This window comes from Micromonospora sp. NBC_00362, from assembly GCF_026342155.1.
Lineage (GTDB): Bacteria > Actinomycetota > Actinomycetes > Mycobacteriales > Micromonosporaceae > Micromonospora > Micromonospora hortensis.
This window is the reverse complement of sequence record NZ_JAPENH010000001.1, coordinates 2,604,541-2,625,694: the sequence shown is the minus strand read 5'-3', so window position 1 is coordinate 2,625,694 and position 21,154 is coordinate 2,604,541. Positions and strand designations below refer to the sequence as shown.

Here is a 21,154-nt window from a genome sequence, read left to right as displayed (position 1 = left end):
GCATAGTGTTCTTCGCCTCCGGCGGCTGCCCGCGCCGAGGCAATGCCTGTGCCCTAGGTGTACTGGTGGGACCAGCGGAGAGCCGAGGGTGATGGCAAGATCGGTCCGTCGCTCGGCGCTTCCCCCTGTCAGCCGAGAAGCCCGTAGGAGGAGTCGTGCCGACCGCGCTGGACTTTCTGGCGGGCCCGCTCTGCCTCGCACTTGGCGTGGTGTTCACGCTGCACGCGGTTCGACGCTTGCGAACAGAGAGGCGGCGGGGCCAGCGGCCGCGTCGCAGAGAACTTCTCAGTGGACGCGAGTTGCTATGGGAGGGCCTCGCGGTCGCCCTGCTCGGGACCGCCAACCTGCTCGATAGACCGTGGACTCTTCTGGCCATTCCAGCCGTGGTCGTGCTCGGGGTGCTCGCGGTGCGCATCCTCCTGCGCTTGATTCGGGAACATCGGTCATAGTGCCTGAAGCGACCCTCGCCCATGGCCGGGACGCCACGTTGGCGCACTCGGCGACTGCGGCCTGCGCACGCAAGCAGTGAGCGCCGGGGACTGTCAGAATCGTGTCGACGGAGCCGATGCGCGGGGCGAGGAGAAGGCATGAGCGACTTCAACGACAAGATCATCGCGGAGTTTCGCGCCAACGGTGGGCAGGTCGGCGGTCAGTTCGCCGGCGCCCCGCTACTGCTGTTGCACACGGTCGGTGCCAAGAGCGGCCAGCCTCGCGTGAGCCCGATGATGTACCAGAAGGTGGACGGCGGCTATGCCGTGTTCGCGTCCAAGGGCGGCGCGCCCAGCAATCCCGACTGGTACTACAACCTGCTCGCTGACCCGAAGGCCCAAGCGGAGATCGGTACGGACAAGGTCGAGTTGGTCGCCAGAGTCGCCGCGGGGGACGAACGGGAGCGGATCTGGAGCGCTCAGAAGGCCGCGTATCCAGGCTTTGCCGACTACGAGCGGAAGACGACCCGCCAGATCCCAGTCGTCGTATTGGAACCCGCGCGGTAGGCACGTGACGTCACGTCGGTGCACCCGCGGGGTGCTCGCCCGCATGGCGTGAGCGATCTCGCCCACCCGCACCAAAAGGTGGCCCGGTCGCCGAAGCGACGTTTCATCCGCGAAAGTGGGCGGCGGCATGCCGCACGACAGTCCATTAGCAACGCATTGAACAGCGTTGACGTAGATCATCTTGCTGACTAGGGTGAGCGCGCTATGACGTTCTGATGATACGGGGGCTGGAATGTTCGTCGGATCAACGTTGGGTGCGCACACCCGTCTCACTCGCCGTGGTGTTGCCGCGTTGGCCGCATCGCTGGCACTGGCCGCCGGTTCGATGCTGGTGGCGCCGCCTGCATCGGCGGCCGTCCGAGGACCGTCCGGGACGAAGGCGCCTCTGCAGCCGGCAATCAGCTTCCCGGGCGGGGACAGCGCCGCCGAAGGTGGCCAGATCGCCATCACGTTCGCCGCGAACGGCGACACCCGGGTGACCAAGTTCCGCTACAGCGTCGACAACACGCATCTGGACGGCGAGGTCCAAGCGGCGTCGGACGGTACGGCCAGTGTGACGATCGACGTAGGCAGCGTGACGGGTGAGCGGCCGGTGTACGCGGTGGCGGTCGACCGCCGCGGCCGGCTGAGCCCCATGACGCAGGGAAGCTTCACGGTGTCTGCCATCTGGAGCCTCCAGGGCCAAGCGTTCGACACCACCACCTGGCTGCCGTTGGAGGGGGCGACGATTCGGCTGGAGCCGGCCGGGATCGAGGTCGTGACTGGCCCCGATGGTGCCTTCCAGTTCGTTGTCGACCCGGGCCTGTACAACCTCATCGGCACGTACGCCGGCCCGCCCAGCCTTTACGGCAGCCAGCAGTTGGAGCTTGACAACCAGGGGATGCGGTTCGACCTTTACCTGTTCCCGGACTCCGGGAGCTGATGTCCCAGCCTCCGCGTGATCGATTGGGAGGCCTGGCCCTGGCGCTCAGCGCCAGGGCCATCTTCCTGCCGCCAGGCTGAGGACAGCGGCTGGACGGCCGAAGCGGACGGCAGTAGCCGGGGTGGGTCTGGCCGCACCACGTACGGGGGACTGGCGGCCTTGTTCTCGCCGGGGGTCAGATCCGACGCGGCGAGTCCGTCGGCGGGGCGAGCTCCCGCCGACGGACCTCAACGTGAGACGCCGCCTACGGTTTGCGGGCGAGGAGCCCGACGAAGGTGTGATAGGTGTCGGTCTGCACCGTAGCCGGTGCGTCCGGCTCTGGGTGCCACTCGGCCAGCGGCACCAGCCCCGGCTCCAGCACCGTCAGCCCGTCGGCGAACGAGAGGATCTCCTCGTCGGTACGCCAGCGGCCGGTGCCCAGCGACTCGTTGAAGACCCGCTCGACCTCGCGGGCCTTGCGGGAGCCCTCCGGGTCTCGCTCGCCCGGGTCGCGGAAGTGCGAGATCGCCACGTAGCTGCCGGAGGGCAACGCATCGATCAACGCGGCCGCCACCGCCTTCGGGTCCTCGTCGTCGCCGAGGTGGTGCAGGATCGCGAAGAGCAGCAAACCGATCGGCCGGTCGAAGTCGAGGAACCGGCGTACGTCAGGGTGGTTGAGGATCGCCTCCGGCTCACGGATGTCCGCCTGGATCACCGTCGCGGTGCCCTCCGCGGCGAGCAGGGCCCGTCCGTGCGACAGAACTATCGGGTCGTTGTCCACATAGACCACCTGAGCCTTCGGGTTCTGCTCGGTGGCGACCTCGTGCACGTTGCCCTGGGTGGGCAGCCCCGAACCGATGTCGAGGAACTGGTCGATGCCGGCCTCGCCGACGAGGAAGCGAATCACTCGACGCAGAAAGGCCCGGTTGGCCTGGCCGGCTGCCGGCCCGTCCGGTGTGATCCGCAGAGCATGCTCGGCGACCTTCCGGTCGGCCTCGAAGTTGTCCTTGCCGCCGAGGAAGAAGTCATAGACCCGGGCCACGCTGGGAATGTTGGGGTCGATACCGGGGGGTGCCGCCTTGTCGCGGGTCACAGGCGTCTCCATTCGATGGGGATTGGCGCAGGTCGAGGTCTGCGGCGGTGCCGGCGTTCCGGCGAGTGTAACGATCGGGAGGGTCGAATTTTGCCCCACTGGTATCGCTCCCAGTGAATCGTCCCCTCGATTTTGGCGACACACCGGGTCGCGGCCGGCAGCCGGCCGCGACCCGCCCCGCCCCGAGCGACGCGGCCCCGGCGTCAGGAGCAGCTCTTGCCCTTGTTGATGCAGGTGGCGATGCGCTGCATCGTCTGGGCGGAGTTGACGTTGACGAAGTCGTTGTGGTCGGAGAAGGGGTTGTGGTTCTCCTCGGGGAAGGAGTCGAGGGCGTACTGGCCCTTGACCTGCACGTCGCGGGCGATGTCGTAGGCCACGGTGATCCGCAGTTGCGGGATCGCCCGGAAGCCCTGTGGGCAGGCGCCGGTGGCCTTGTCGGCGAACGCGACGTGGTTGCGGTGGTTGTCGCTGTCGACGTTCCGGCCGTCCCAGCAGCCGGGGAAGTCGTGGACGCGCTGCACCTGACTGCCGGCGGGGCAGATCGGGTACTTGTCGGAGAGCCGGTCGGTGAAGCCCGAGCAGGTCCAGGTGGCACGGGCGTTGGCCGGGCCACGGCTGGTGGGCTTGGCGTCGCCGGTGAGGGCCCGGAGGAACTTCGGCATCGGCACCACAGCGCTGACGGGGTTGCCGCGGTACTCGATCAGCACCTGCGCCGGGCGGACGATGCCGCCGGTGTTGCCGGGCAGTTCAAGGTTGGGTCCCTGCGGGTCGGGGAGCGCAGCGGCGGCGGTGGTGGGCGCGCTGCTCGGTGCCGTCGGGGTGCTGGGGGCCTGGTCCAGCGTGCAGCCGGCGAGCGCTTCGAGACCCTGCGGGCGAGGGGCCTGCCGCCCGATCGCGGTGGCGATCCGGTTGAGCACGGCGACCCGCTTGGCGCGTAGCGGTCCGAGGATGGCGTTGTCGACGAACGCCGGGCCGCCCTGGCCGCGACTGGTGACGAGGCGTTCGTTGGCTTCGGAGATCTGCCGGTCGAGGTCGTCGAGGTTGCGGTTCACCTCGGCGAGCGCCCGATCGGGTACGCCGGGCAACCTGTCCCGCACGGCCGGGCACTGGATTCGCGGATTCGCGGCCTGGGCTGCCTTGACGCTCTCCCGGTGGGCACTGCCGGGCATCCGGGCGTGCATGTCGTCGTAGCTGACGTCACAGTCGACAAGCGAGACCAGGCCAGGCTGGCTACCGCCGGCGGTGGTGATCGTGGTGCTGATCTGCTTGATCATCGCGGCGCGGCGGGCCCGGAGAGAGTCGATGACCTCCCGGTTGAATGCGGCGTCGATGCGGCCCCGGCTAGCGGTCATCCGCTGGTTCGCGGCGGCCTGCTGGCGATCCAACTCGGCCAGCAGACGGTCGACGGTGCCGCGGGCCCCGATGGGGACGGCCCGCAGCCGTTTGCCGACCGAGGGGCAGACGACCATCGGCTGGGTCTGGGCGAGGGCCTGCTGGACCTGCTTGCCGCCGCGGACGGTCTTGTCGATGCGGACCACCGGCCAGAAGTAGGACGACTTGTCGCCGTTGCGGCAGGTGGTGCCGGAGGCGTCCAGATCGGCGTCGGAGGAGTTCGCGGTGATGGCCAGGTTGCCGACGAAGTCGTGGACGTGTTCGGCGCCGTTGCGGATGCCGGGCTGGGCCACCGGATTGTCCGGGCTGAACTTGCCGTTGCCGTTCGTGCCGCAGTCGACGGTGAACCGGCCGGTCGACGCACCGGCGGCCGGCCTCGGGTTCTGCACGTTCGGCGGCACGTTCTCGATCGACACGAACTGGTCCAGGCTGGTGGCGGCATCCGCGGTGCCCTTGCCACCACTGGAGACGAAGGTGGCGGTGAGCGCGCCGGTGGCCGCCAGCACGAGCGCGGCCATGGCGATTCGGGCCGGCCGGGTCTGGACCAGTGCGGTCCCGTTCTTTCTGCGGTTCATCGGAATCTCCTCAAAGCCGGAAAGGGCTCCGGTGCTGTGCTGTCTCCCCTCGGTACGGGCCAACGGGCGGTCAACGGTCAGCGGTCACCCTGCACGTCATGGTTCGGTAAGAAGTCGGGCATGAGCCGGTCCGGTTGTCGGCCGAGGCGTGAGACACGTTGGCGATCGTCGATGTCTTGCGGCATCGTCGACGTATGACAGGCGTTCGCTCGTCCTCGCCGTTCCGCCGCCTGCGGCCGGGTCTGCTGACCGCCGTCGTGCTGTCGACTGCGGTGCTCGGCACCGCTCTGAGCGTCGCACCGGCGGCCGACGCCGGCATCGTGACGCCCGCCGCGTACCCGGGGGTCGCCCCAGCGCCCGGAGGGGCCGCGGTGTCCGTCGCAGCACCGGCCGGAACCGCGTCGCCAACGCCGTCCAGTACGCCGAGCACCTCGCCCGTCCCGCCGAGTGCGCCCACGAACCTGACCGCCAGCGAGGTCCGGAGCGCGTCGGTCACCCTCACCTGGACGGCCGCCACGTCCGGCTGCTGCGCCATCGCGGGGTACGACATCACGTACTACCAGGAGTTCGGCGACATCGTCTTCAGCGCCAGCGTCGGGGCCGTCACCAGCACCACGATCACCCGCTCCCTCGGGCCGGGCCAGCAGTACACGTTCCGATTGATCGCCCGGGACAGCCTCGGGCAACGCTCGAACTGGTCGAACGCGCTGACAGTGGTCACCCCGGTGACGGACATCAGCCCGGACACCACCCCGCCGACCGCGCCGCAGAACCTGACCGTCGGCGAGGTGACCGCCTCGACCGGCACGTTGTCCTGGTCGCCGTCGACGGACGACGTCGGCGTGCTCGGGTACAACGTCTACCGATTCGACGGCTGGTTCACCTCGCAACTGGTCGCCACCGTGCCGGGTACGACGTACACGACGCCGCTACCTGCGTCGACGCCGCTGCGGAACCTGTACTACGTGCGGGCCCGCGACGCGGTGGGCAACGTGTCGATCGCGTCGAACACTGTCACTCTGCCCACGACGACGACCACTCCGACGCCCCCGCCGCCCTCGACCTGCCGGGTGACCTACCGCAACCAGTCCGAGTGGCAGGGCGGCTTCGTGGCCACGGCGACGGTCCACAACGCCGGGGCGGCACCGATCGACGGCTGGGCCGTCACCTTCAACTTCCCGGGAGACCAGCAGGTCAGCTCGGGGTGGAACGCCACGATCGGCCAGAGCGGGACCACAGTGACCGCTCGTAACGTCGACTGGAACCGCGTCCTCGCGCCGAACGGCTCTGCGACCTTCGGTGTCCAGGGGCGGTGGAGTGTCAGCGACGCGCCGCCGACCGGCTTCTCGCTGAACGGCGCTTCCTGCACAGTGGGCTGAAGGAGCCTCGTGAACACACATCCGGCCACACCCCACCATCGCCGCGCGCGGGCCCTGCTCGGGGCTGTCGCGGCCGGCATCGTCACCGTCGCCACCACGCTCGCCGCTGCGCCCGCGCCCGTCTCCGCAGCGAACACGCTCACCATGCGCGGTGCCGACGTCTCCTCGTTGCAGCGCAGCCTGGATCTCGACGCCAGGTACTACGACGCCGGTGGGGTAGCCCGCGACCCGCTGGACATCCTGAAGTCCGTCGGCGTCAACTACGTCCGGCTGCGCGTCTGGAACAACCCGATCAGTGGCTACAACAACAAGAGCGCGGTGTTGGGTCAGGCGAGGGCGGCCAGGACGAAGGGCCTCAAGGTGCTCGTCGACTTCCACTACTCCGACACCTGGGCCGACCCTGGCAAGCAGTACAAGCCAGCCGCCTGGGCCGGCCACAGCCTGAGCCAACTGCGGACCGACGTCTACACCTTCACCTACGACGTCTGCTCCAGCCTCCGGGGGCAGGGCACCCCACCGGACAGTGTGCAGATCGGCAACGAGATCAACGTCGGGATGCTGTGGAACGAGGGCAAGGTCGTCAACAACGACTTCGCCCCGCTGGCCGGGCTGCTGAAGCAGGGCTACAACGCGACCAAGGCGTGCGGCAGCGCCATCCCGGTGATGATCCATACCGCGAACGCCGACAGCAACGCCAACGCCCGATGGTTCTACGACGGCATCCGCGCCCAGGGTGTGCAGTGGGACATCACCGCCCAGTCGTACTACTGCATGTGGCACGGCAGCCTGGCGAACCTCTACAACACCATCGTCGACCTGCGCGGGCGCTACGGCAAGCCGGTGGTGATCGTGGAGACCGCGTACCCCTTCACCCGCAACAACGCGGACAGCGAGCCGAACGCCATCGGCGACGCGACCTGCGACGGCATCAGCGCGACCTGGTCCGGGCAGGCCCAGGAGTTCGACTGGGTCCAGAACACGGCCCGCAACGCGGGTGCCATCGGCGTCTTCTACTGGGAACCGACCTGGTACGCCGTCCGTGGCAACGGCTGGGACCCGGCCAACATCAACGGCACCGGAAATCAGTGGGACAACATGGCCGTCTTCGACTGGTCCGGGCGGGTGAACCCGGGCGTACGGTGGACGCCCTGACCCTGCACCGGACCTGCGGCGACGGTTCCTGGCTCTGCCAAGACCGCTCGGGCAGCGGCCACGATCCGTCGCCGAGCACCTATCGGGCGGCGGGCGCGAATCAGCAGGTGACTACCGCAAGGAGTGGCGTCCCTAGCTGCGCAGAGGTCGTCACCGGTGAGGCGGATCGAGACGCGCGAGGTGCGTCTCCTGCTGGGTGACAAGGGGGGTACGCACTCGCTCTCTGGCTATCCCGATCGAGCTGACGCGATCCACGGATGCCCGGGGACAACGGCGCTCTCCAGCGTCCGTGGGTCGGTACTCCACTGACCAGCGAGCGTGAGCACGGTTTCCTCATCCGGCCACGGCGAAGTCTCGTCATCGTCGTCCCACGGTTCGTCCTCGTCGGAGACGGCCCCGACTCCGAGCGCTTGCTCCTCCAGCGTGCGTTCGCCGACGTCGAACAGCACCTCGCCGCGCTCGCCGAGGTAGGCGAATGCTCGCTCCACCACGCCGCCCCGGGCGCGCCCCCACCCGTGGTATTCGACGACGCGATGAGTGCCGAAGTACTGCACCTCACCGAGCAACTGGCTGAGCGCCGCCAGCCAAGGGGTGAATCGGTCGTCTTCGGGTACGGGAACATCTCTCGAAGCGGCGAGCGTCCACCGGTCAAGCGGCGGCGTGAGCAGCCACTGGCCTTGGTCGTCATACGCAGCCGTGACCGCATCACGCCAGGTGGCGGGAGTGGGACGGCTGAGGTTCAGCGCGGCCGCGACGGCATCGGCGTCGCGGTCACGTGTGGCGAGCCAATCAATCTTGTAGCCGAAGCCGAGCGCTGCGTCGGGTGCCATCAGCGGTTGAGGTAGGCGGTCAGGCCACCGAGTTCCTCGCTGGCGATGAACACCGACCGCACGTTGAGGATGGCCTCCTCGACGTGGGCCGGGCAGCCCCACGCCGCGTCACCCCACGAATCGGCGATCTTGACCTCGGCCGGCGCGGTGCACCCGGCGGCGCCGCCGAGCTGGCAGTGCTCGGGGTGCGGCGCGGCGGCCTGCGCGGCCGCGGCGGCACGCATCTGGGTGGCGAGTTCCGCGGCGACGGCGGCGCGTTGCTCCGCCTCGGCGCGCAGTTCCCGCTCCACGCGCAGCACCTTGGCCAGTTCGTCGTTGGCCGCTTTGGCGCGTGCCTCGGCGGCGAGCTTCGCCTGCTCGATGTGGTGGCGTTCGATGGCCAGGGCTGCGGTGCCGGCGAAGAGCCGGGTGAGGGCGAGGTCGGTGTCCTGCGGGATGCGCGGGGTGCGGTGATACATCGCGAAGGTGCCCAACAGGCCGCCGTCGCGGGCCAGGATCGGCGTGGACCAGCACGCCGCCAGTCCGGCCTGGTCGGCCAGGTCCCGGAAGTCGTCCCAGAACGGATCGGTGGCGATGTCGGTGACGATGACTGGTTCCCGCCGGTGGGCGGCGGTGCCGCACGAACCGACACCTTCGCCGGTCGCGATGCCGTCGATGGCCTGGTTGTAGAAGTCGGGCAGGCTCGGCGCGGCGCCGTGGCGCAGGTGTCGGGCGTCGGGATCGGCGAGCAGGACGGAAACCAGCACCTCCTGCGGTGCGAGGTTCTCGATACAGCGGGCCATCCCGTCGAGCACCTCGGTCAGGGGTGCCTGACGGGCGATCTGCTCCAGCAGGGCACGGTGTTCGGCCATCAGCCGTTGGGCATGCTTGACCTGTGTGGTCTCCACGCCGAGCACGCGGATCCCGGTCACGTTGCCGTCGGCGTCCCGCCGCGGCTCGTAGGTGAAGTCGAAGAACGCCTCCCGCGCCTGCGGGCCGCTGCCCAGCACGACCCGGACGTCACGGCCGGTGTACGGCTCACCCGTGCGGAAGACCTGGTCCAGGAGCGCGATGAATCCCTGACCGGCCAGTTCGGGCATCAGCTCGGCGATCGCCACCCCGACCCGGGCCCGCTCTTCGCCGATGCTGGCGAAGAACGCCGGGTTCGCCGTCTCCACCAGGTGCGACGGCCCCGCCAGAGACGCGAAGACGGCGATGGACTGCCCGAACAACGCCCGCAGGTCCTCCTCCGCTGCTTGCTCGGCAGCCGCCGAACCCACAGCAGCAGTAGACCGTTGGCCTGGTACGGCGGTCATGGTGTGGGTCTCGCCTCTCGTCTGCGAATACGGGAACGCCGGTGGTGCCACCCGGGCGGTGAGGGTGGCAGTGGTGCGGAGGTGCTTGGCCGAGGCCACCGCCAGTGCAGCGTACCCATCTGCCCGACACTCAGGTCCTACCCACCAACCAGGCACCGCAACCAGGCACTCGAACGGCCACGAGAGCAAGCGAGCCCGGTCCGGCCGGCGGTGTTCGTCAGCCCAACTGAGGTGTGCCCTCTGTCGGGGCGGGATGGGGTTGCTGTTGCCAGGGATCACCGGAGGCGCCGGCGGCGAGGTGCTGTTCGTAGCTGGCCACTTTGCCGTTGATGAGTTCGAGGGTGTCGTGCAGCTGCGTGAGCTGCTCGGTGATGTGGCGCTGATGTTCGCGAAGCAACGTGAGCCGCTCGGCTTCGTTGCCGCTGCCCTCGCGTACGAGCTGGGCCAGGCGGCTGATCGTGGTGAGCGGCATCCCGGAGGCACGGAACTTCACGCAGTTTGCCAGCCACTCGACGTCCCAGGCGCTGTAGACGCGCCTGCCGGACCTGTCGCGCCGCACCTCGCTGGCTAGCAAGCCCTCACGCTCGTAGAGCCGCAGGGTGTGCACGCTCAACCCGGTGCGCTGCGCCACCTGCCCGATGCTCAGGCCGCCGTCCGCCATGGCCTCGACCGTAGCCATTGACCTAGACCTCGGTCTAGCACCTAGCGTCCGCGGCATGACCAGCGAAACGACCCACACCAGGTTCGGTGCCCACAGTACGGCCGGAGACGTCCTCGCCGGGCTCGACCTCACCGGAAAGACCGCCCTCGTCACAGGCGGCTACTCCGGTCTCGGTCTCGCCACAACCCGCGCGCTCGCCCGAGCGGGCGCTCGGGTCGTCGTCCCAGCTCTCCGTCCGAATGCAGCGCAGCAGGCACTCGCCGACGTACCCGGGGTCGAGGTCGACCAGCTCGATCTCGCCGACCTCACCTCCGTCCGCGCCTTCGCCGTACGGTTCCTCCGCAGCCACCCCGCGCTCGACATCCTGATCGCGAGTGCGGGCATCATGGCCTGCCCCGAAACCCGGGTTGGACCCGGCTGGGAAGGGCACTTCGCGGTCAACCACCTTGGCCACTACGCGCTGACGAACCTGTTGTGGCCCGCGCTCACCGCCCCCGACACGGCTCGCGTCGTCTCGGTGGCCTCCGGGCGCAACCCGGCGTGGCGTATCAGGTGGGACGACGTGCAGTTCGAGCGCGGGTACGACAAGTGGGAGGCGTACACCCAGTCCAAGCTCGCGAACATCCTGTTCGCCCGCCACCTCGACCTGCTCGGCAGGCCGCACCGCGTCCGTGCCTTCTCCGTCAACCCCGGCTGGATCCTCACTGCCCTGCAACGGCACCTCGCAGCCGAGGAGATGGTCGCCGCCGGCTGGATCGACGCTGACGGCACTCCCGCGCCGGGCCTGTTCAAGACCGTCGAGCAAGGCGCGGCGACCCAGGTCTGGGCCGCCACGTCACCCCACCTCGACGCGAACGGCGGCGACTACTGCGTGGACTGCCGCATCACCGACGGCAGCCCCACGGACAGCAGCGAGGCAGCCCGCCTGTGGGCGCTGTCGGCGGACCTGACCGGCCTCGATCTCGTCGGGCGAGTCTGAGCGGTGTCGCGGCCACCAATCTCAACCCTGAAGCGCCGCGGTCAGCAGTTCGCACGTGGCGTCGTCGAAGGCGACCCAGGCATGGCTCGACGATGCCACCAGCCGGTCAGACCCCACCCGTCATCCCGGCGCAGCGCCCTTGCCTGCCAGGAGAGCGGTCAGTTGGTGCCGGTCCACATGGTTGACGGCATCCGAGCCGCGACGGCGGCCGACGGTGCCGCGATTTTCGGAGGTCAGATCAGGGCTGCGGCGAGGGCGCGGAACGCGTCGGCGGGGAACGCCGTGTCGTCGCCGCCGTTGAGCACCTGGATCGCCACCTCGTCCGCGCCGGCCTGGTAGTGCTTCTCCAACCCGGCCACCACCTTCTCGACGCTGCCCCACGGGATCAGGGCGTCGACGAGGCGGTCACTGCCGCCGTCGGCGAAGTCCTCGTCGGTCCAGCCGAATCGCCGCAGGTTGTTTGTGTAGTTCGGCAGTGCGAGGTACCCGCTCGTGTACTGGCGGGCGGTGGCGCGCGCGGTGGTGGCGTCCGCGTCGAGGACCACAGCGACCTCGGGGGCGAGCAGCCGGTCGGGCCCGATCGCCGCTCGGGCTTCCGCGGTGTGCTCGGCGGGGACGAAGTACGGGTGCGCCCCGGCGGAGCGGTCGCGGGAGAGTTCGAGCATCCGCGGGCCCAGTGCCGCCAGGATGCGTCGCTCGGGCGACAGCCCGGCCGCGTCGAGGCCGTCGAGGTACTGCACCATCCGCGAGTACGGCTTGCGATAGTCGGTGCCGCCACTTTCCACCACCACCGCGTGGCTGGCGCCGAGACCGAGCAGGAACCGGCCGGGATGCGCCTGCTCCGCGTCCTGCGCGAACGCCGCCGCCTCGGGTGGCGATGAATGCCAGATGCTCAGAATTCCGGTGGCGACCCCGATGCGCGTGGTCCCGTCCAGGAGTTCCCGGAAACGGCTGGCGACGTTCTCGCCGAAACCCCCGGAGAACCAGATACGTGAGTAGCCGAGATCCTCCAACTCGGTCGCGGCGTCGATGGCCGCGCCCCGACTCTCGCTAGCAAGGAAGAACGGTTGCCACACGCTGACGAGTCGTTGTGCCATACGACAACCCTACGACCGATCGGCCGCGACCGCGTCAGCTAGCGCTCCCAGCCCCATGTGAACCGGCCGACAGGGCCGCCGGCAGAGTCTGTGGGCCCCCGCGCCGATCCCTGACTCACGGCGTCAGGCCGGCCTGGATCGCCAGAATGGCGGCTCGTACGCGGTCGCGGCTGCCGGTCTTGGCCAGCACGTTTGTCACGTGGGTCTTGACGGTGCTCATGGACAGGTAGAGGCGCTCGGCGATCTCGTTGTTGTTGAGCCCGGCGCCGATCAGGGCGAGCACGTCGGTCTCCCGAGCGGTGAGCTGGTAGGCCGCCAACTCCACGCGGGTGGCCGGCCCGGTCGCGCGGACCCGGTCGAGTACGGCACCGGTGACCTCGGCGGAGAGGACCGCCTCGCCGGCCGCGACGGTGCGTACCGCGGCGATCAGGTCACGGGCACTGGACCGTTTGAGCAGGAATCCGCGTGCGCCGGCGGCGATGGCGTCCAGGACGTAGGCGTCGTCGTCGAAGGTGGTGACGACGATGACAGCGGGGGCGTGGGGAATCGTGGCCAGCTCGCGGGTGGCTTGCAGGCCGTCGAGCACCGGCATGCGGATGTCGACGAGGGCGACGTCGATGCGGGAGTCGCGACGTACGGCGTCGAGGAACTGCCGGCCGTCGGCGGCCTCGGCTGCTACCTGGATGTCGGGTTGGGACCGCAGGATCAGGCTGAAGCCGTCCCGGACCAGCTCCTGGTCGTCGGCGATAGCGACGCGGATCATCTGGTCGCCACCGGCAGGTCGGCCTGCACCACGGTGCCGCCGCCGGGGCGCTGGCTCAACTCCCAGCTCCCGCCGCGCGCGGCGACGCGCTCCCCGATGCCGAGCAGGCCCGAGCCGCTCGTGGGTGCCCGGGGCGGCCCGACGCCGTCGTCGCTGATCCGCAGGCGGGCGTGGTCGCCGACGCGGACCAACTCGACCCAGGCCTCCCTGGCCTTCGCGTGGCGGGCGATGTTGGTGAGGGCCTCCTGGGCGATGCGGTACGCGGTCAACACACCGATCTCGTCCAGGCCCGGCTCCGGGTCGAGTTGGACCCGCACCGTCACGCCCTGCTGGCGCAGCGGCTGGGCGAGCAGCTCGTCGATGTCGGACAGGCGCGGCGGGGCGCTCACCGCGATCGACGCGTCCGGATCGCGCAGGTGCACGACGAGCGTGTCCAGCTCACTCAGTGCGGTGCGGCCACTGCCGGCGATCGCCCGCAGCGCCGCGCCCGGGTCGTCACTGAGCTGCCCCGCCTCGGCCTGCACCACCATCGCGGTGACGTGGTGGCCGACCACGTCATGCAGCTCACGGGCCAGATTGGTGCGCTGTTCGAGCCAGGCGGCCTGGCCGCGCAGGTCGTCTGTCTCCCGGGTCAGGGCACGGCCGCGTGACCACGACCGCATCAGGATCGCCAGCAGGTAGCCGGCCGTCACGAAGAAGAACGGCTGCTCGTACACCCCGCGCTCGTTCAACAGCGCGGTGGTGAGGGCGCCGGCCGCGCCGATCAGGCCACCCACCCACCCCAGCCACGGGTGTCGGGCCGGATCCTCGCAGACCGAGACGAACACCAGGCCGGCGGCCGCGAGGCCCAGCTGTACCGACTCGCCGGTGCTCACGATCGCCACGAACCCCGCGCAGACCGCGAAGACCGCGGTTCGGTAGCGGGGGCGCAGCGCCGTGGCCCCGAGGCCGACAGGCAGCACCAGCCACGCCCAGCCGGCCGGGACGGACACGCCGTCCTCGACTGTGGTGACCACGGCGGCGATGATCAAACCAACCGCAGCGTACGCGAGCCGGCGCACTCGCTCGGGGTCGCGCAACCGTTCGCGGATTCCAGTCATCACCCGCACAGTCTCCGTGACCAGCCGGAAGGCCGGCCAGTACCCAGGTACCGGATCGGCCGGCACCCCGGTACCGCCCTCGGAACCACTTCGGCACCCTGGCACGTTCCGCGAAAACGCCTGCCGGACGACTCTGCGGAGGTGACTCTCGTCGACTCCCGCGCCGCCATCACCGTCGGCCCGCTTCGTACGGTTCCCAACTACATCACCGCCGTTCGCACGGTCGCCGCCGTCACCGTCGGTATCGTGGCCCTCGTCTCCGGATCGGTGGCATTGATGGCGGTATCGTACGGTATCTACTGGCTCGGTGACGTGCTCGACGGCTGGGCCGCCCGCCGGCTCGGACAGGAGACCCGGGCCGGGGCCGTCTTCGACATCGTGAGCGACCGCGCCTGCACCGCCGTACTCTGCGTGGGCCTGGTCTCCCTCGTGCCGGACGTCGCCGTCGTGGCGGTGGTCTTCCTGCTCTCGTTCCTGGTGCTGGACACCATGCTGTCGCTGGCGTTCCTGTGCTGGCCGGTGCTCAGCCCCAACTATTTCCACCTTGTCGACCGGCGGGTGTGGGCGTTGAACTGGTCGCCAGTGGCCAAGGTCGCCAACACCGCCGGCGTCATCGGCGCCATCGCGTTCGGGCAGTACCTGCTCGCGCTGGGCGTCGCCGTCGCCGTCGTCGTGGTCAAGCTGTGGTCGGTCGCAGCGGTGGTCCGGCTGCTCGAACGGGACGGCCGGGCATGAGCAGCCTCGCCGAGGCGGTGGTGGCGCTCGGCTACGGTGTCGCTTCGGCGCTCGTCCCGATCGTCAACGCCGAGGCCTTCGCCGTGGTCGCCGGGCAACGCGGCGGCCACGCTCTCGTCGCCGTGGTGGTCGCCCTGGCGCTCGGGCAGACCGCCGGCAAGCTGCTGCTGTTCGAGTCGGCGCGTCGCGGGTCGGGGCGACTGGCCCGCAGGGTCGCGAAACGGGGAAAGTCAGGGCGCGCGGCGGCTCGGGCCGCGCGGTGGACCGAACCGATCCGACGCTGGCTCTCCCGCCGCCGCACCGCCCTACCGACGGTGTTGGCCTCCGCGGCGGTGGGGGTTCCACCGTTGGCAGTCGTCAGCCTCGCCGCCGGCACCGCGGGCCTTCGACGCTGGGAGTTCGCCGTCGCCTGCCTCTCCGGGCGGGTGATCCGTTTCGCAGTGCTCGTCCTGCCGGCGGTGCTGGCCTGACCGGCTCCCGGTCAGAGGAGTCGACCGTCGTGGGCGAGCAGGGCGATCTGGGTGCGGTTGTCGAGATCCAGCTTGGTCAGGATGTGCGACACGTGGGCCTTCACCGTCGTCACGCTCATCAGCAGCTCGCTGGCGATCTCGGCGTTGGAGCGCCCCTGCGCGATGGCCAGCACGACGTCGCGTTCCCGGGGTGTGAGCAGTGTCAACCGCTCGTGCGCCTGCTCGTAGGACTCGGCCCCCGACGCGACCCGCTGCATCAGGCGGCGCGTCACGCCCGGAGACAGCATCGGGTTGCCGGCCGCCACCGCACGGACCGCCTGACTGATCTGCTCGGGCGGGGTGTCCTTGAGCAGGAAGCCGCTCGCGCCGGCTCGGAGGGCCCGCACCACGTGCTCATCGGTGTCGAACGTGGTGAGCACGATGATCTCGGGTGGCCGGTGGCGGCGGCGCAGGCGCTCGGTGGCGGTGATGCCGTTGACGCCGGGCATCCTGATGTCCATCAGCACCACGTCGGGCAGGTGCCGGTCCACCGCAGTGATCGCCGTGGCGCCGTCGGCGGCCTCGCCCACCACGACGATCCCGTCGGCGCCGTCGAGCATCAGCGTGAGCATCCCCCGTACGAGGGGATCGTCGTCGACGATGACGACCCGGATCGGACCCGTCACGTCGGCCACGGCAGCCACGCGGTGAGGTGGAACCGGCCCGCGGCGTCGACCTGGTGGGCGACCCGACCACCGGTGAGCGCAGCCCGTTCGGCGAGGCCGATCAGGCCGGTACCGGCGCTACCGGTGGCACCGCTGTCGGGCGTGGTCGGGTTGCTCACCGCGATGCTCAGGCCGGAGCCGGGCGCGCCGCCGAGCACCAGCCGGACCGGCTGACCGGCCGCGTGCTTGCGGGCGTTGGTCAGTGCCTCCTGCGCGATCCGGTACGCGGTGCGGCCGACCGTCGGGGGGATCTCGACCGACGGGCCGAGCGGGTCGTCGACCTCGATCTGTTGCCCGGCGGCCCGCGCCTCGTCCACCAGGCGCGGCAGGTCGGCGAGGGTCTGCCCGGGTGGTGCGTCGGTGGGCGACTCGGTGTCGTCGCTGCGCAGCAGGGTGATGACCTCGCGCAGCTCGTCGAGGGCGTGGTGTGCGCTGGCCCGGATCACCCCGGCGGCCGCGCTGAGCCGCTCGGGCGGCGCGTCCGGTCGGTACTCCATCGCGCCGGCGGCCGCCGCCAGCAGGGACAGCCGGTGGGCCAGCACGTCGTGCATCTCCCGCGCGATCCGGTTGCGCTCCGCCGCCCGCGCCTCGTCGACCCGCCGCTCCTGCTCCTGCTCGGCCCGTCGGGCCCGGTCCCGCAGCGCGGCCAGCAGGGCGTGGCGGGCCTGCGCCCAGGTGCCCCAGCCGAGCAGGGCCGCGTAGGCGATCGTCATCAGCACCAGCCGCCACCCGTACGTCAGGCTGGGCACCGGCCGCCAGAACGCCTGCGCCGCCTCGCCCGCCACGCCGACCGCCGCCACCGCCGCCGCCTGCCGAAACGGCCGGTTGCGGGCGACGAACAGCACCGCGAAGCTGGCCACCGGCGTGGCCACCGGAGACAACGCGACGAGCAGGCCGGCCAGCACGCCACCGACCTGCGGGCGGCGGACGACCACCGGGACGAGGGCCAGGGCGGTCACCGCCAGCGCGACGTCGACGCCGACCAGGCCGGCGGAGCTGGACCGGGTAGCCGACCACAACATGGTCGCGACGAGGACGCCGATCGCCACTGTCGTCACGACCACCGGAACGGAACGCCACGTCCGCGGCGGCTCGACCTCGCACGTCGCCGCATCCACATGGCGCACGCTACTGGGCTCGCGGTCGGCCGGACCACCTCCTTTGGTAGTACGCCGACGCGCCGGCGGACGTACCCGCCGCGGCGTCTGGACCGACGCGTCCGGCCCGGCCCGGTCCACAGACTCAGACCATGACGAACAACCTTTTCCTGGGACGGGCCGCTGTGGCGGCCGGCGCGATAGTGGTGGCGGTGGTCGAGTTCGTGCTCCTGCACTCGGCGGCCGGCGTCGACCTGGCGGTCAGGTCCGCGAACTCGACCCGGCAGGTCACTGTGGCCGCGGTCATCGTGGCCACCACAGTCGCGGCGCTGGCCGGTTGGGCGCTGCTCGCGGTGCTGGAACGCCGTACCAACCGTTCCCGCGTCTGGTGGACCTCGACAGCGGTCGCCGTCCTGCTGCTGTCACTCGTGATTGGGCCGCCGAGTGGCGTCGGCGGGGGAGCGAAGGTGACCCTCGCACTGCTGCACCTGAGCGTCGGCGTCATCCTCATCGTCGGCCTGCCCCGGTCGCGCCCGGCGAGGGCGAGCCGATGACCACGCTGACCGTCCGCGAACAGGACGGGGTCTTCGTCCTCGGGGCTCCGGGCCAGGTGCTCAGACGATGCGACGGAGCACCGTCTCCACGGCGTCGATGAGCGGATCACCATCGGTCCGCGGGTGCCGGGCGAGACCGAACTCGACGTCCGGCAGGACGGGCAGGGCAGCCGTGTCACGGCAGATCATGACCGGTTCGAGGTTCGCGGGCATAAGCGCCGCCACGCCGAGCCCGGCCCGTACCGCGGCGAGCACCCCGACCAGGCTGTTGCTCTCGAAGGCCACCCGCCAACGTCGATCGGCACGCTCTAGCGCGTCCAGCACCGACGTACGCCAGGAGCACGGGTTGGAGAACAGCACCACCGGCAGCGGATCGGCGCTCACGTCCACACCCTGCCCGGTCGCCCAGACCAGCGGGGCGCGCACCGTCCAGCGCGGCGGCCCGGGAATGTCCGGTACCGCGTCGAGCACGAGGTGCACGCGGCCCGCGTCGTAGGCCTCCCGCATGGCGGCGTTGGAGCAGCTGAGCACCTCCAGCGTCGCCCCGGGATGCAGCCGGGCGAGGTCGGCGAGGGCCTGCGGAAGGTGGGCCGCGGCGAGGTCTTCGAGCAACCCGACGCCACAGTGGCCGGTGAGCGCGCGTCCGGTTTCGGCGAGTGCCTGTGCGGAGAGCGAGAGGATGCGTTCGGCGTACGGCAGGAGTTCTTCGCCCGCCCCTGTCGGCGACACACCGGACGACGACCGGTGCAGCAGCGGACGACCGACGACGCCTTCGAGCTTGCGTAGCTGCTGGCTGAGACCGGGCTGGGTCTGCCCGAGAGCGGTAGCGGCACGGCTGATGCTGCCCTCCCGCACGGCGGCGACGAACGACCGCAGCAGGGCGGTCTCCAGGTCCCTTGCCATAAGCAGTCATTATGCCAGCCTCAACGAAATGGCGTCTTCTTATGACGTACGGGCGGAACTAGCGTCAACCGGGTGACCAGCTACCGGCAGGTGCTCGCCGTGCCAGGGATGGCACCGCTGCTGGGTGTCTCGTTGCTCGCCCGCACCGCGATAACGGCCGACGTGATGGCGCTGACCCTCGTCGTCGTCCTCGGCCTGGAGCTGAGCTACGCGGCAGCCGGTGGGGTCGCGGCGGCCCTGACGGCTGGAGTGGCGCTGGGCGGGCCGCTGCTCGGCCGCATGATCGACTCGCGGGGCCTGCGCCTCGTCCTGCTGGTGACCGCCACCGCGCAGGTCGTGTTCTGGCTGGGCGTGCCCGTCCTGCCGTACGGGTTCCTGCTGGTCGCCAGCTTCGCGGCGGGCCTGTTGATGGTGCCGGCCCAGGCGGTGAGCAGACAGGCGATCGCCGCGATGACGACGGCGCAGCAGCGCCGGGCCGCGTTCGCGCTGGAATCGGTGCAGGGCGAACTGTCGTACATCGTAGGGCCCGCGGTGGTGATCCTGGGCGCGGCGACGGTGTCCCCCGACGTGGTGGCGTGGGGGGTCGGCGCCGCGATCCTGGCCGGCGGTGTCGGCATCGCCGTGCTCAACCCACCGATGCGCGCCCAGGACGAGGTGGACGCCGCCGCTGCGGAACGACCCCCACGCCGGCAGTGGCTGGACGCCAGGATGATCGCCGTGCTGACGATGGCGTTCGGGACGACGACGCTGCTCAGCGGCGTCGACCTCGCCATCGTCGCCACCCTGCGGGAGGCAGGTCAGGTGTCCTGGGCCGCCGTGGTCGTCGTGGTGTTCGGTGTCTCGTCGGTCATCGGCGGGCTGATCTACGGCGCGTTGACCCGGCCACTGCCCACCTGGCTGCTGCTCGCCCTGCTCGGCCTCGTGACGATCCCCGCCGGCCTGGCCCACGAGTGGCAGTGGTTGTGCGTGGCCGTCGTCGGCAGCGGACTACTCACCGCGCCGACCCTTGGCACTGTGGCCGACGCGGTGAGCCGCCTGGCGCCGCCCGGTGTGCGCGGCGAGGTGACGGGTCTGCAGTCGTCGGCGCAGAGCGCCGGTTTCGCGCTCGGAGCCCCGCTGGTCGGCGTGGCGATCGACCTCTCCGTGCCGGCGGGCGGTTTCGCGACGGCCGGCCTTGCCGGGCTCGCCGCCGCGGGCACCGGATACCTGCTGTCCCGCCGCTCACCCGCACGGACGTCAGTGCGGTCCTACCACCCGGGCCGGGGCGACGGTCGGCTCCGGCGCGACGACGCGGCCGCGACGCGCGTCCACGGCGAGCAGCGTGAGCGCGGCCAGCGCCAGCAGCCCGCCCGCGAGCGCCAGCGGGCGTGCCCCCGAGGTGGGCAGGAGGGCGCCGCCGAGCAGTGATCCGCCGGCGATGCCGGCGTTGAAGGCGATACTGACTCCGGCCGACGCGATGTCGGTGCTGCCGGGGGCCAGGTGCAGCATCCGGTTCTGCACCGCGGAGCCGAACGCCGCGTACGCGAGGCCGATCCCGGCGAGAAGCGCGACCACACCTGGCTTGAGCGCGCCGAGCGCGTACAACCCGAGCAGCGACGCCGTGCCGATGCTCAGCGGCGTCAGCAGCGAAGCGATCGGTCGGGTGTCCAGAGTCCGGGCCGCGACCAGGGTCCCGACGACGCCGGCCGCGCCGGAGACGAACAGCAGCGGCGCCAGCACCGCGTCGGCGAAGCCGCTGACGTCGAGCAGGAACGGTGTCACGTAGGTCTGCAGGGTCATGAAGCCGCCGATGCCGAGGGCGGTGGCGATCAGCAGGACGGCGAAGCGCCGCCCGTCCGGTGCGGTGCCCCGGGCAGCGCCGCCGGCGGCCGGGGGATAGGAGGGAAGAAGGAGCAGCACAGCGGCGGCGATCGCCACACCGATACCGGCCAGCACCGCGAACGCCGCGCGCCAGCCGGCTTGCTGCCCGAGCCAGGTGCCGAGAGGTACGCCGAGCACCGGGGCGAGCGTCGCCCCGGTCGCGAACAGCGCCACCGCCCGACCGCGCACCGCGACCGGGAACGGACCGATCACTGTCGCCGTGGCGACGGACCAGAACAGCGCCTGGGCGAGGGCGGTCACCAGGCGGGTGCCGGCCAGCACGGCGTACGTCTGCGCGAGCGCGGCGGCGGCGTTCGCGGCGGCGAACAGGAACATCGTGGCGCCGAGCAGGTGCCGCCGGGGCACCCGCTGAGTCAGTCGGGTCAGCGGCACTGACGCCAGCACCACCACGACTGCGTACCCACTGACCAGCAGGCCCACCTGTGAGCGGGACCGGTCCAGATCGGGTGCGATGCGGGTCAGCAGACCGACTGGCAGCAGCTCGGTCGTGATGAACGCGAACGCGGCGAGGGAGAGCGTGACGAGCACGGCCCTGGCCCTTCGCGGCGACACCTCCGGTGTCATGGCCCACCCCCCATTCCAGGGGGTCACCGTAATG

21 protein-coding genes and 1 pseudogene are annotated in these 21,154 nt (G+C 70.7%); 10 read left to right on the top strand and 12 right to left on the bottom strand.

What is annotated here, in order from left to right; genetic code table 11:
* Positions 1-155 precede the first annotated feature (155 nt).
* From OG992_RS11885 to OG992_RS11875, 3 genes are all read left to right on the top strand, one after another.
* Complete coding sequence (locus tag OG992_RS11885) at positions 156-449, top strand: hypothetical protein (protein ID WP_238686559.1); 294 nt, start codon at positions 156-158, stop codon at positions 447-449.
* A 138-nt stretch (positions 450-587) separates the two neighbouring features.
* Positions 588-995, top strand: coding sequence for a nitroreductase family deazaflavin-dependent oxidoreductase (locus tag OG992_RS11880; protein WP_238686557.1), 408 nt, complete (start codon positions 588-590; stop codon positions 993-995).
* A 292-nt stretch (positions 996-1,287) separates the two neighbouring features.
* Complete coding sequence (locus OG992_RS11875; RefSeq protein ID WP_238686556.1) at positions 1,288-1,917, top strand: carboxypeptidase-like regulatory domain-containing protein; 630 nt, start codon at positions 1,288-1,290, stop codon at positions 1,915-1,917.
* Positions 1,918-2,161: 244 nt separating this feature from the next.
* Here OG992_RS11875 and OG992_RS11870 read toward each other — a convergent pair whose 3' ends face one another.
* Positions 2,162-2,989 carry an SAM-dependent methyltransferase gene (locus OG992_RS11870; RefSeq protein WP_238686555.1) on the bottom strand — a complete coding sequence of 276 codons (828 nt, stop codon included), beginning with the start codon at positions 2,987-2,989 and terminating at the stop codon, positions 2,162-2,164.
* 203 nt (positions 2,990-3,192) lie between these two features.
* The gene (locus OG992_RS11865) at positions 3,193-4,956 is read right to left on the bottom strand and encodes a DUF1996 domain-containing protein (RefSeq protein ID WP_266303256.1); all 1,764 of its coding nucleotides are present in this window, start codon (positions 4,954-4,956) and stop codon (positions 3,193-3,195) included.
* 194 nt (positions 4,957-5,150) lie between these two features.
* Between OG992_RS11865 and OG992_RS11860 the strand changes: the two genes are divergently transcribed.
* Entirely contained in the window at positions 5,151-6,335 is a 1,185-nt protein-coding gene (locus OG992_RS11860; RefSeq protein WP_266303255.1) for a cellulose binding domain-containing protein, read from the top strand.
* A gap of 9 nt (positions 6,336-6,344) precedes the next feature.
* Complete coding sequence (locus OG992_RS11855) at positions 6,345-7,487, top strand: glycosyl hydrolase 53 family protein (protein ID WP_266303254.1); 1,143 nt, start codon at positions 6,345-6,347, stop codon at positions 7,485-7,487.
* Between the two features lie 227 nt (positions 7,488-7,714).
* Here OG992_RS11855 and OG992_RS11850 read toward each other — a convergent pair whose 3' ends face one another.
* From OG992_RS11850 to OG992_RS11840, 3 genes are all read right to left on the bottom strand, one after another.
* On the bottom strand, positions 7,715-8,317 hold the full coding sequence (locus OG992_RS11850; RefSeq protein WP_266303253.1) for a hypothetical protein: 603 nt from the start codon (positions 8,315-8,317) through the stop codon (positions 7,715-7,717).
* Positions 8,317-9,711 (bottom strand): GAF domain-containing protein, encoded by a 1,395-nt coding sequence (locus tag OG992_RS11845; RefSeq protein ID WP_266303252.1) that lies wholly within the window; start codon positions 9,709-9,711, stop codon positions 8,317-8,319. The genes OG992_RS11850 and OG992_RS11845 overlap by 1 nt, the downstream gene beginning before the upstream one ends.
* A 118-nt stretch (positions 9,712-9,829) precedes the next feature.
* On the bottom strand, positions 9,830-10,291 hold the full coding sequence (locus OG992_RS11840; RefSeq protein WP_266303251.1) for a MerR family transcriptional regulator: 462 nt from the start codon (positions 10,289-10,291) through the stop codon (positions 9,830-9,832).
* A gap of 37 nt (positions 10,292-10,328) precedes the next feature.
* Here OG992_RS11840 and OG992_RS11835 point away from each other — a divergent pair, with 37 nt between their 5' ends.
* Positions 10,329-11,252, top strand: a complete 924-nt coding sequence (locus OG992_RS11835; protein WP_266303250.1) for an oxidoreductase — start codon at positions 10,329-10,331, stop codon at positions 11,250-11,252.
* Positions 11,253-11,485: 233 nt separating this feature from the next.
* Here OG992_RS11835 and OG992_RS11830 read toward each other — a convergent pair whose 3' ends face one another.
* The 3 genes from OG992_RS11830 to OG992_RS11820 form a co-directional block, all read right to left on the bottom strand.
* Positions 11,486-12,349 (bottom strand): TIGR03620 family F420-dependent LLM class oxidoreductase, encoded by an 864-nt coding sequence (locus OG992_RS11830; protein WP_266303249.1) that lies wholly within the window; start codon positions 12,347-12,349, stop codon positions 11,486-11,488.
* Between the two features lie 115 nt (positions 12,350-12,464).
* A complete protein-coding gene (locus OG992_RS11825) occupies positions 12,465-13,112 on the bottom strand; it encodes a response regulator transcription factor (protein ID WP_112585182.1) in 648 nt (215 codons plus the stop codon).
* The gene (locus OG992_RS11820; protein ID WP_238686534.1) at positions 13,109-14,212 is read right to left on the bottom strand and encodes a sensor histidine kinase; all 1,104 of its coding nucleotides are present in this window, start codon (positions 14,210-14,212) and stop codon (positions 13,109-13,111) included. Before OG992_RS11820 ends, OG992_RS11825 begins: the two co-directional genes overlap by 4 nt.
* 141 nt (positions 14,213-14,353) lie before the next feature.
* Between OG992_RS11820 and OG992_RS11815 the strand changes: the two genes are divergently transcribed.
* Both OG992_RS11815 and OG992_RS11810 read left to right on the top strand, forming a co-directional pair.
* On the top strand, positions 14,354-14,947 hold the full coding sequence (locus tag OG992_RS11815) for a CDP-alcohol phosphatidyltransferase family protein (RefSeq protein WP_266303248.1): 594 nt from the start codon (positions 14,354-14,356) through the stop codon (positions 14,945-14,947).
* Positions 14,944-15,417: a VTT domain-containing protein gene (locus OG992_RS11810; protein WP_266303247.1), complete on the top strand. Its 474-nt coding sequence runs from the start codon at positions 14,944-14,946 to the stop codon at positions 15,415-15,417. Before OG992_RS11815 ends, OG992_RS11810 begins: the two co-directional genes overlap by 4 nt.
* 11 nt (positions 15,418-15,428) lie before the next feature.
* On the opposite strand, the gene OG992_RS11805 is transcribed toward OG992_RS11810, so the two are convergent.
* Positions 15,429-16,091 carry a response regulator transcription factor gene (locus tag OG992_RS11805; RefSeq protein WP_266303246.1) on the bottom strand — a complete coding sequence of 221 codons (663 nt, stop codon included), beginning with the start codon at positions 16,089-16,091 and terminating at the stop codon, positions 15,429-15,431.
* Entirely contained in the window at positions 16,079-17,239 is a 1,161-nt protein-coding gene (locus OG992_RS11800) for a sensor histidine kinase (protein WP_266303245.1), read from the bottom strand. The genes OG992_RS11805 and OG992_RS11800 overlap by 13 nt, the downstream gene beginning before the upstream one ends.
* Before the next feature lie 131 nt (positions 17,240-17,370).
* Here OG992_RS11800 and OG992_RS11795 point away from each other — a divergent pair, with 131 nt between their 5' ends.
* The gene (locus tag OG992_RS11795) at positions 17,371-17,772 is read left to right on the top strand and encodes a DUF6069 family protein (RefSeq protein WP_266303244.1); all 402 of its coding nucleotides are present in this window, start codon (positions 17,371-17,373) and stop codon (positions 17,770-17,772) included.
* A gap of 60 nt (positions 17,773-17,832) precedes the next feature.
* Here the strand turns inward: OG992_RS11795 and OG992_RS11790 are convergent, their stop codons facing one another.
* Positions 17,833-18,675, bottom strand: coding sequence for a LysR family transcriptional regulator (locus OG992_RS11790; protein WP_238686517.1), 843 nt, complete (start codon positions 18,673-18,675; stop codon positions 17,833-17,835).
* Between the two features lie 108 nt (positions 18,676-18,783).
* On the opposite strand from OG992_RS11790, the pseudogene OG992_RS33795 reads away from it, so the two are divergent.
* Positions 18,784-19,608, top strand: a pseudogene (locus OG992_RS33795) (MFS transporter); the annotation flags it as partial.
* Between the two features lie 303 nt (positions 19,609-19,911).
* On the opposite strand, the gene OG992_RS11785 reads toward OG992_RS33795, so the two are convergent.
* Complete coding sequence (locus tag OG992_RS11785) at positions 19,912-21,120, bottom strand: MFS transporter (RefSeq protein ID WP_266303243.1); 1,209 nt, start codon at positions 21,118-21,120, stop codon at positions 19,912-19,914.
* Between the last annotated feature and the right edge of the window lie 34 nt (positions 21,121-21,154).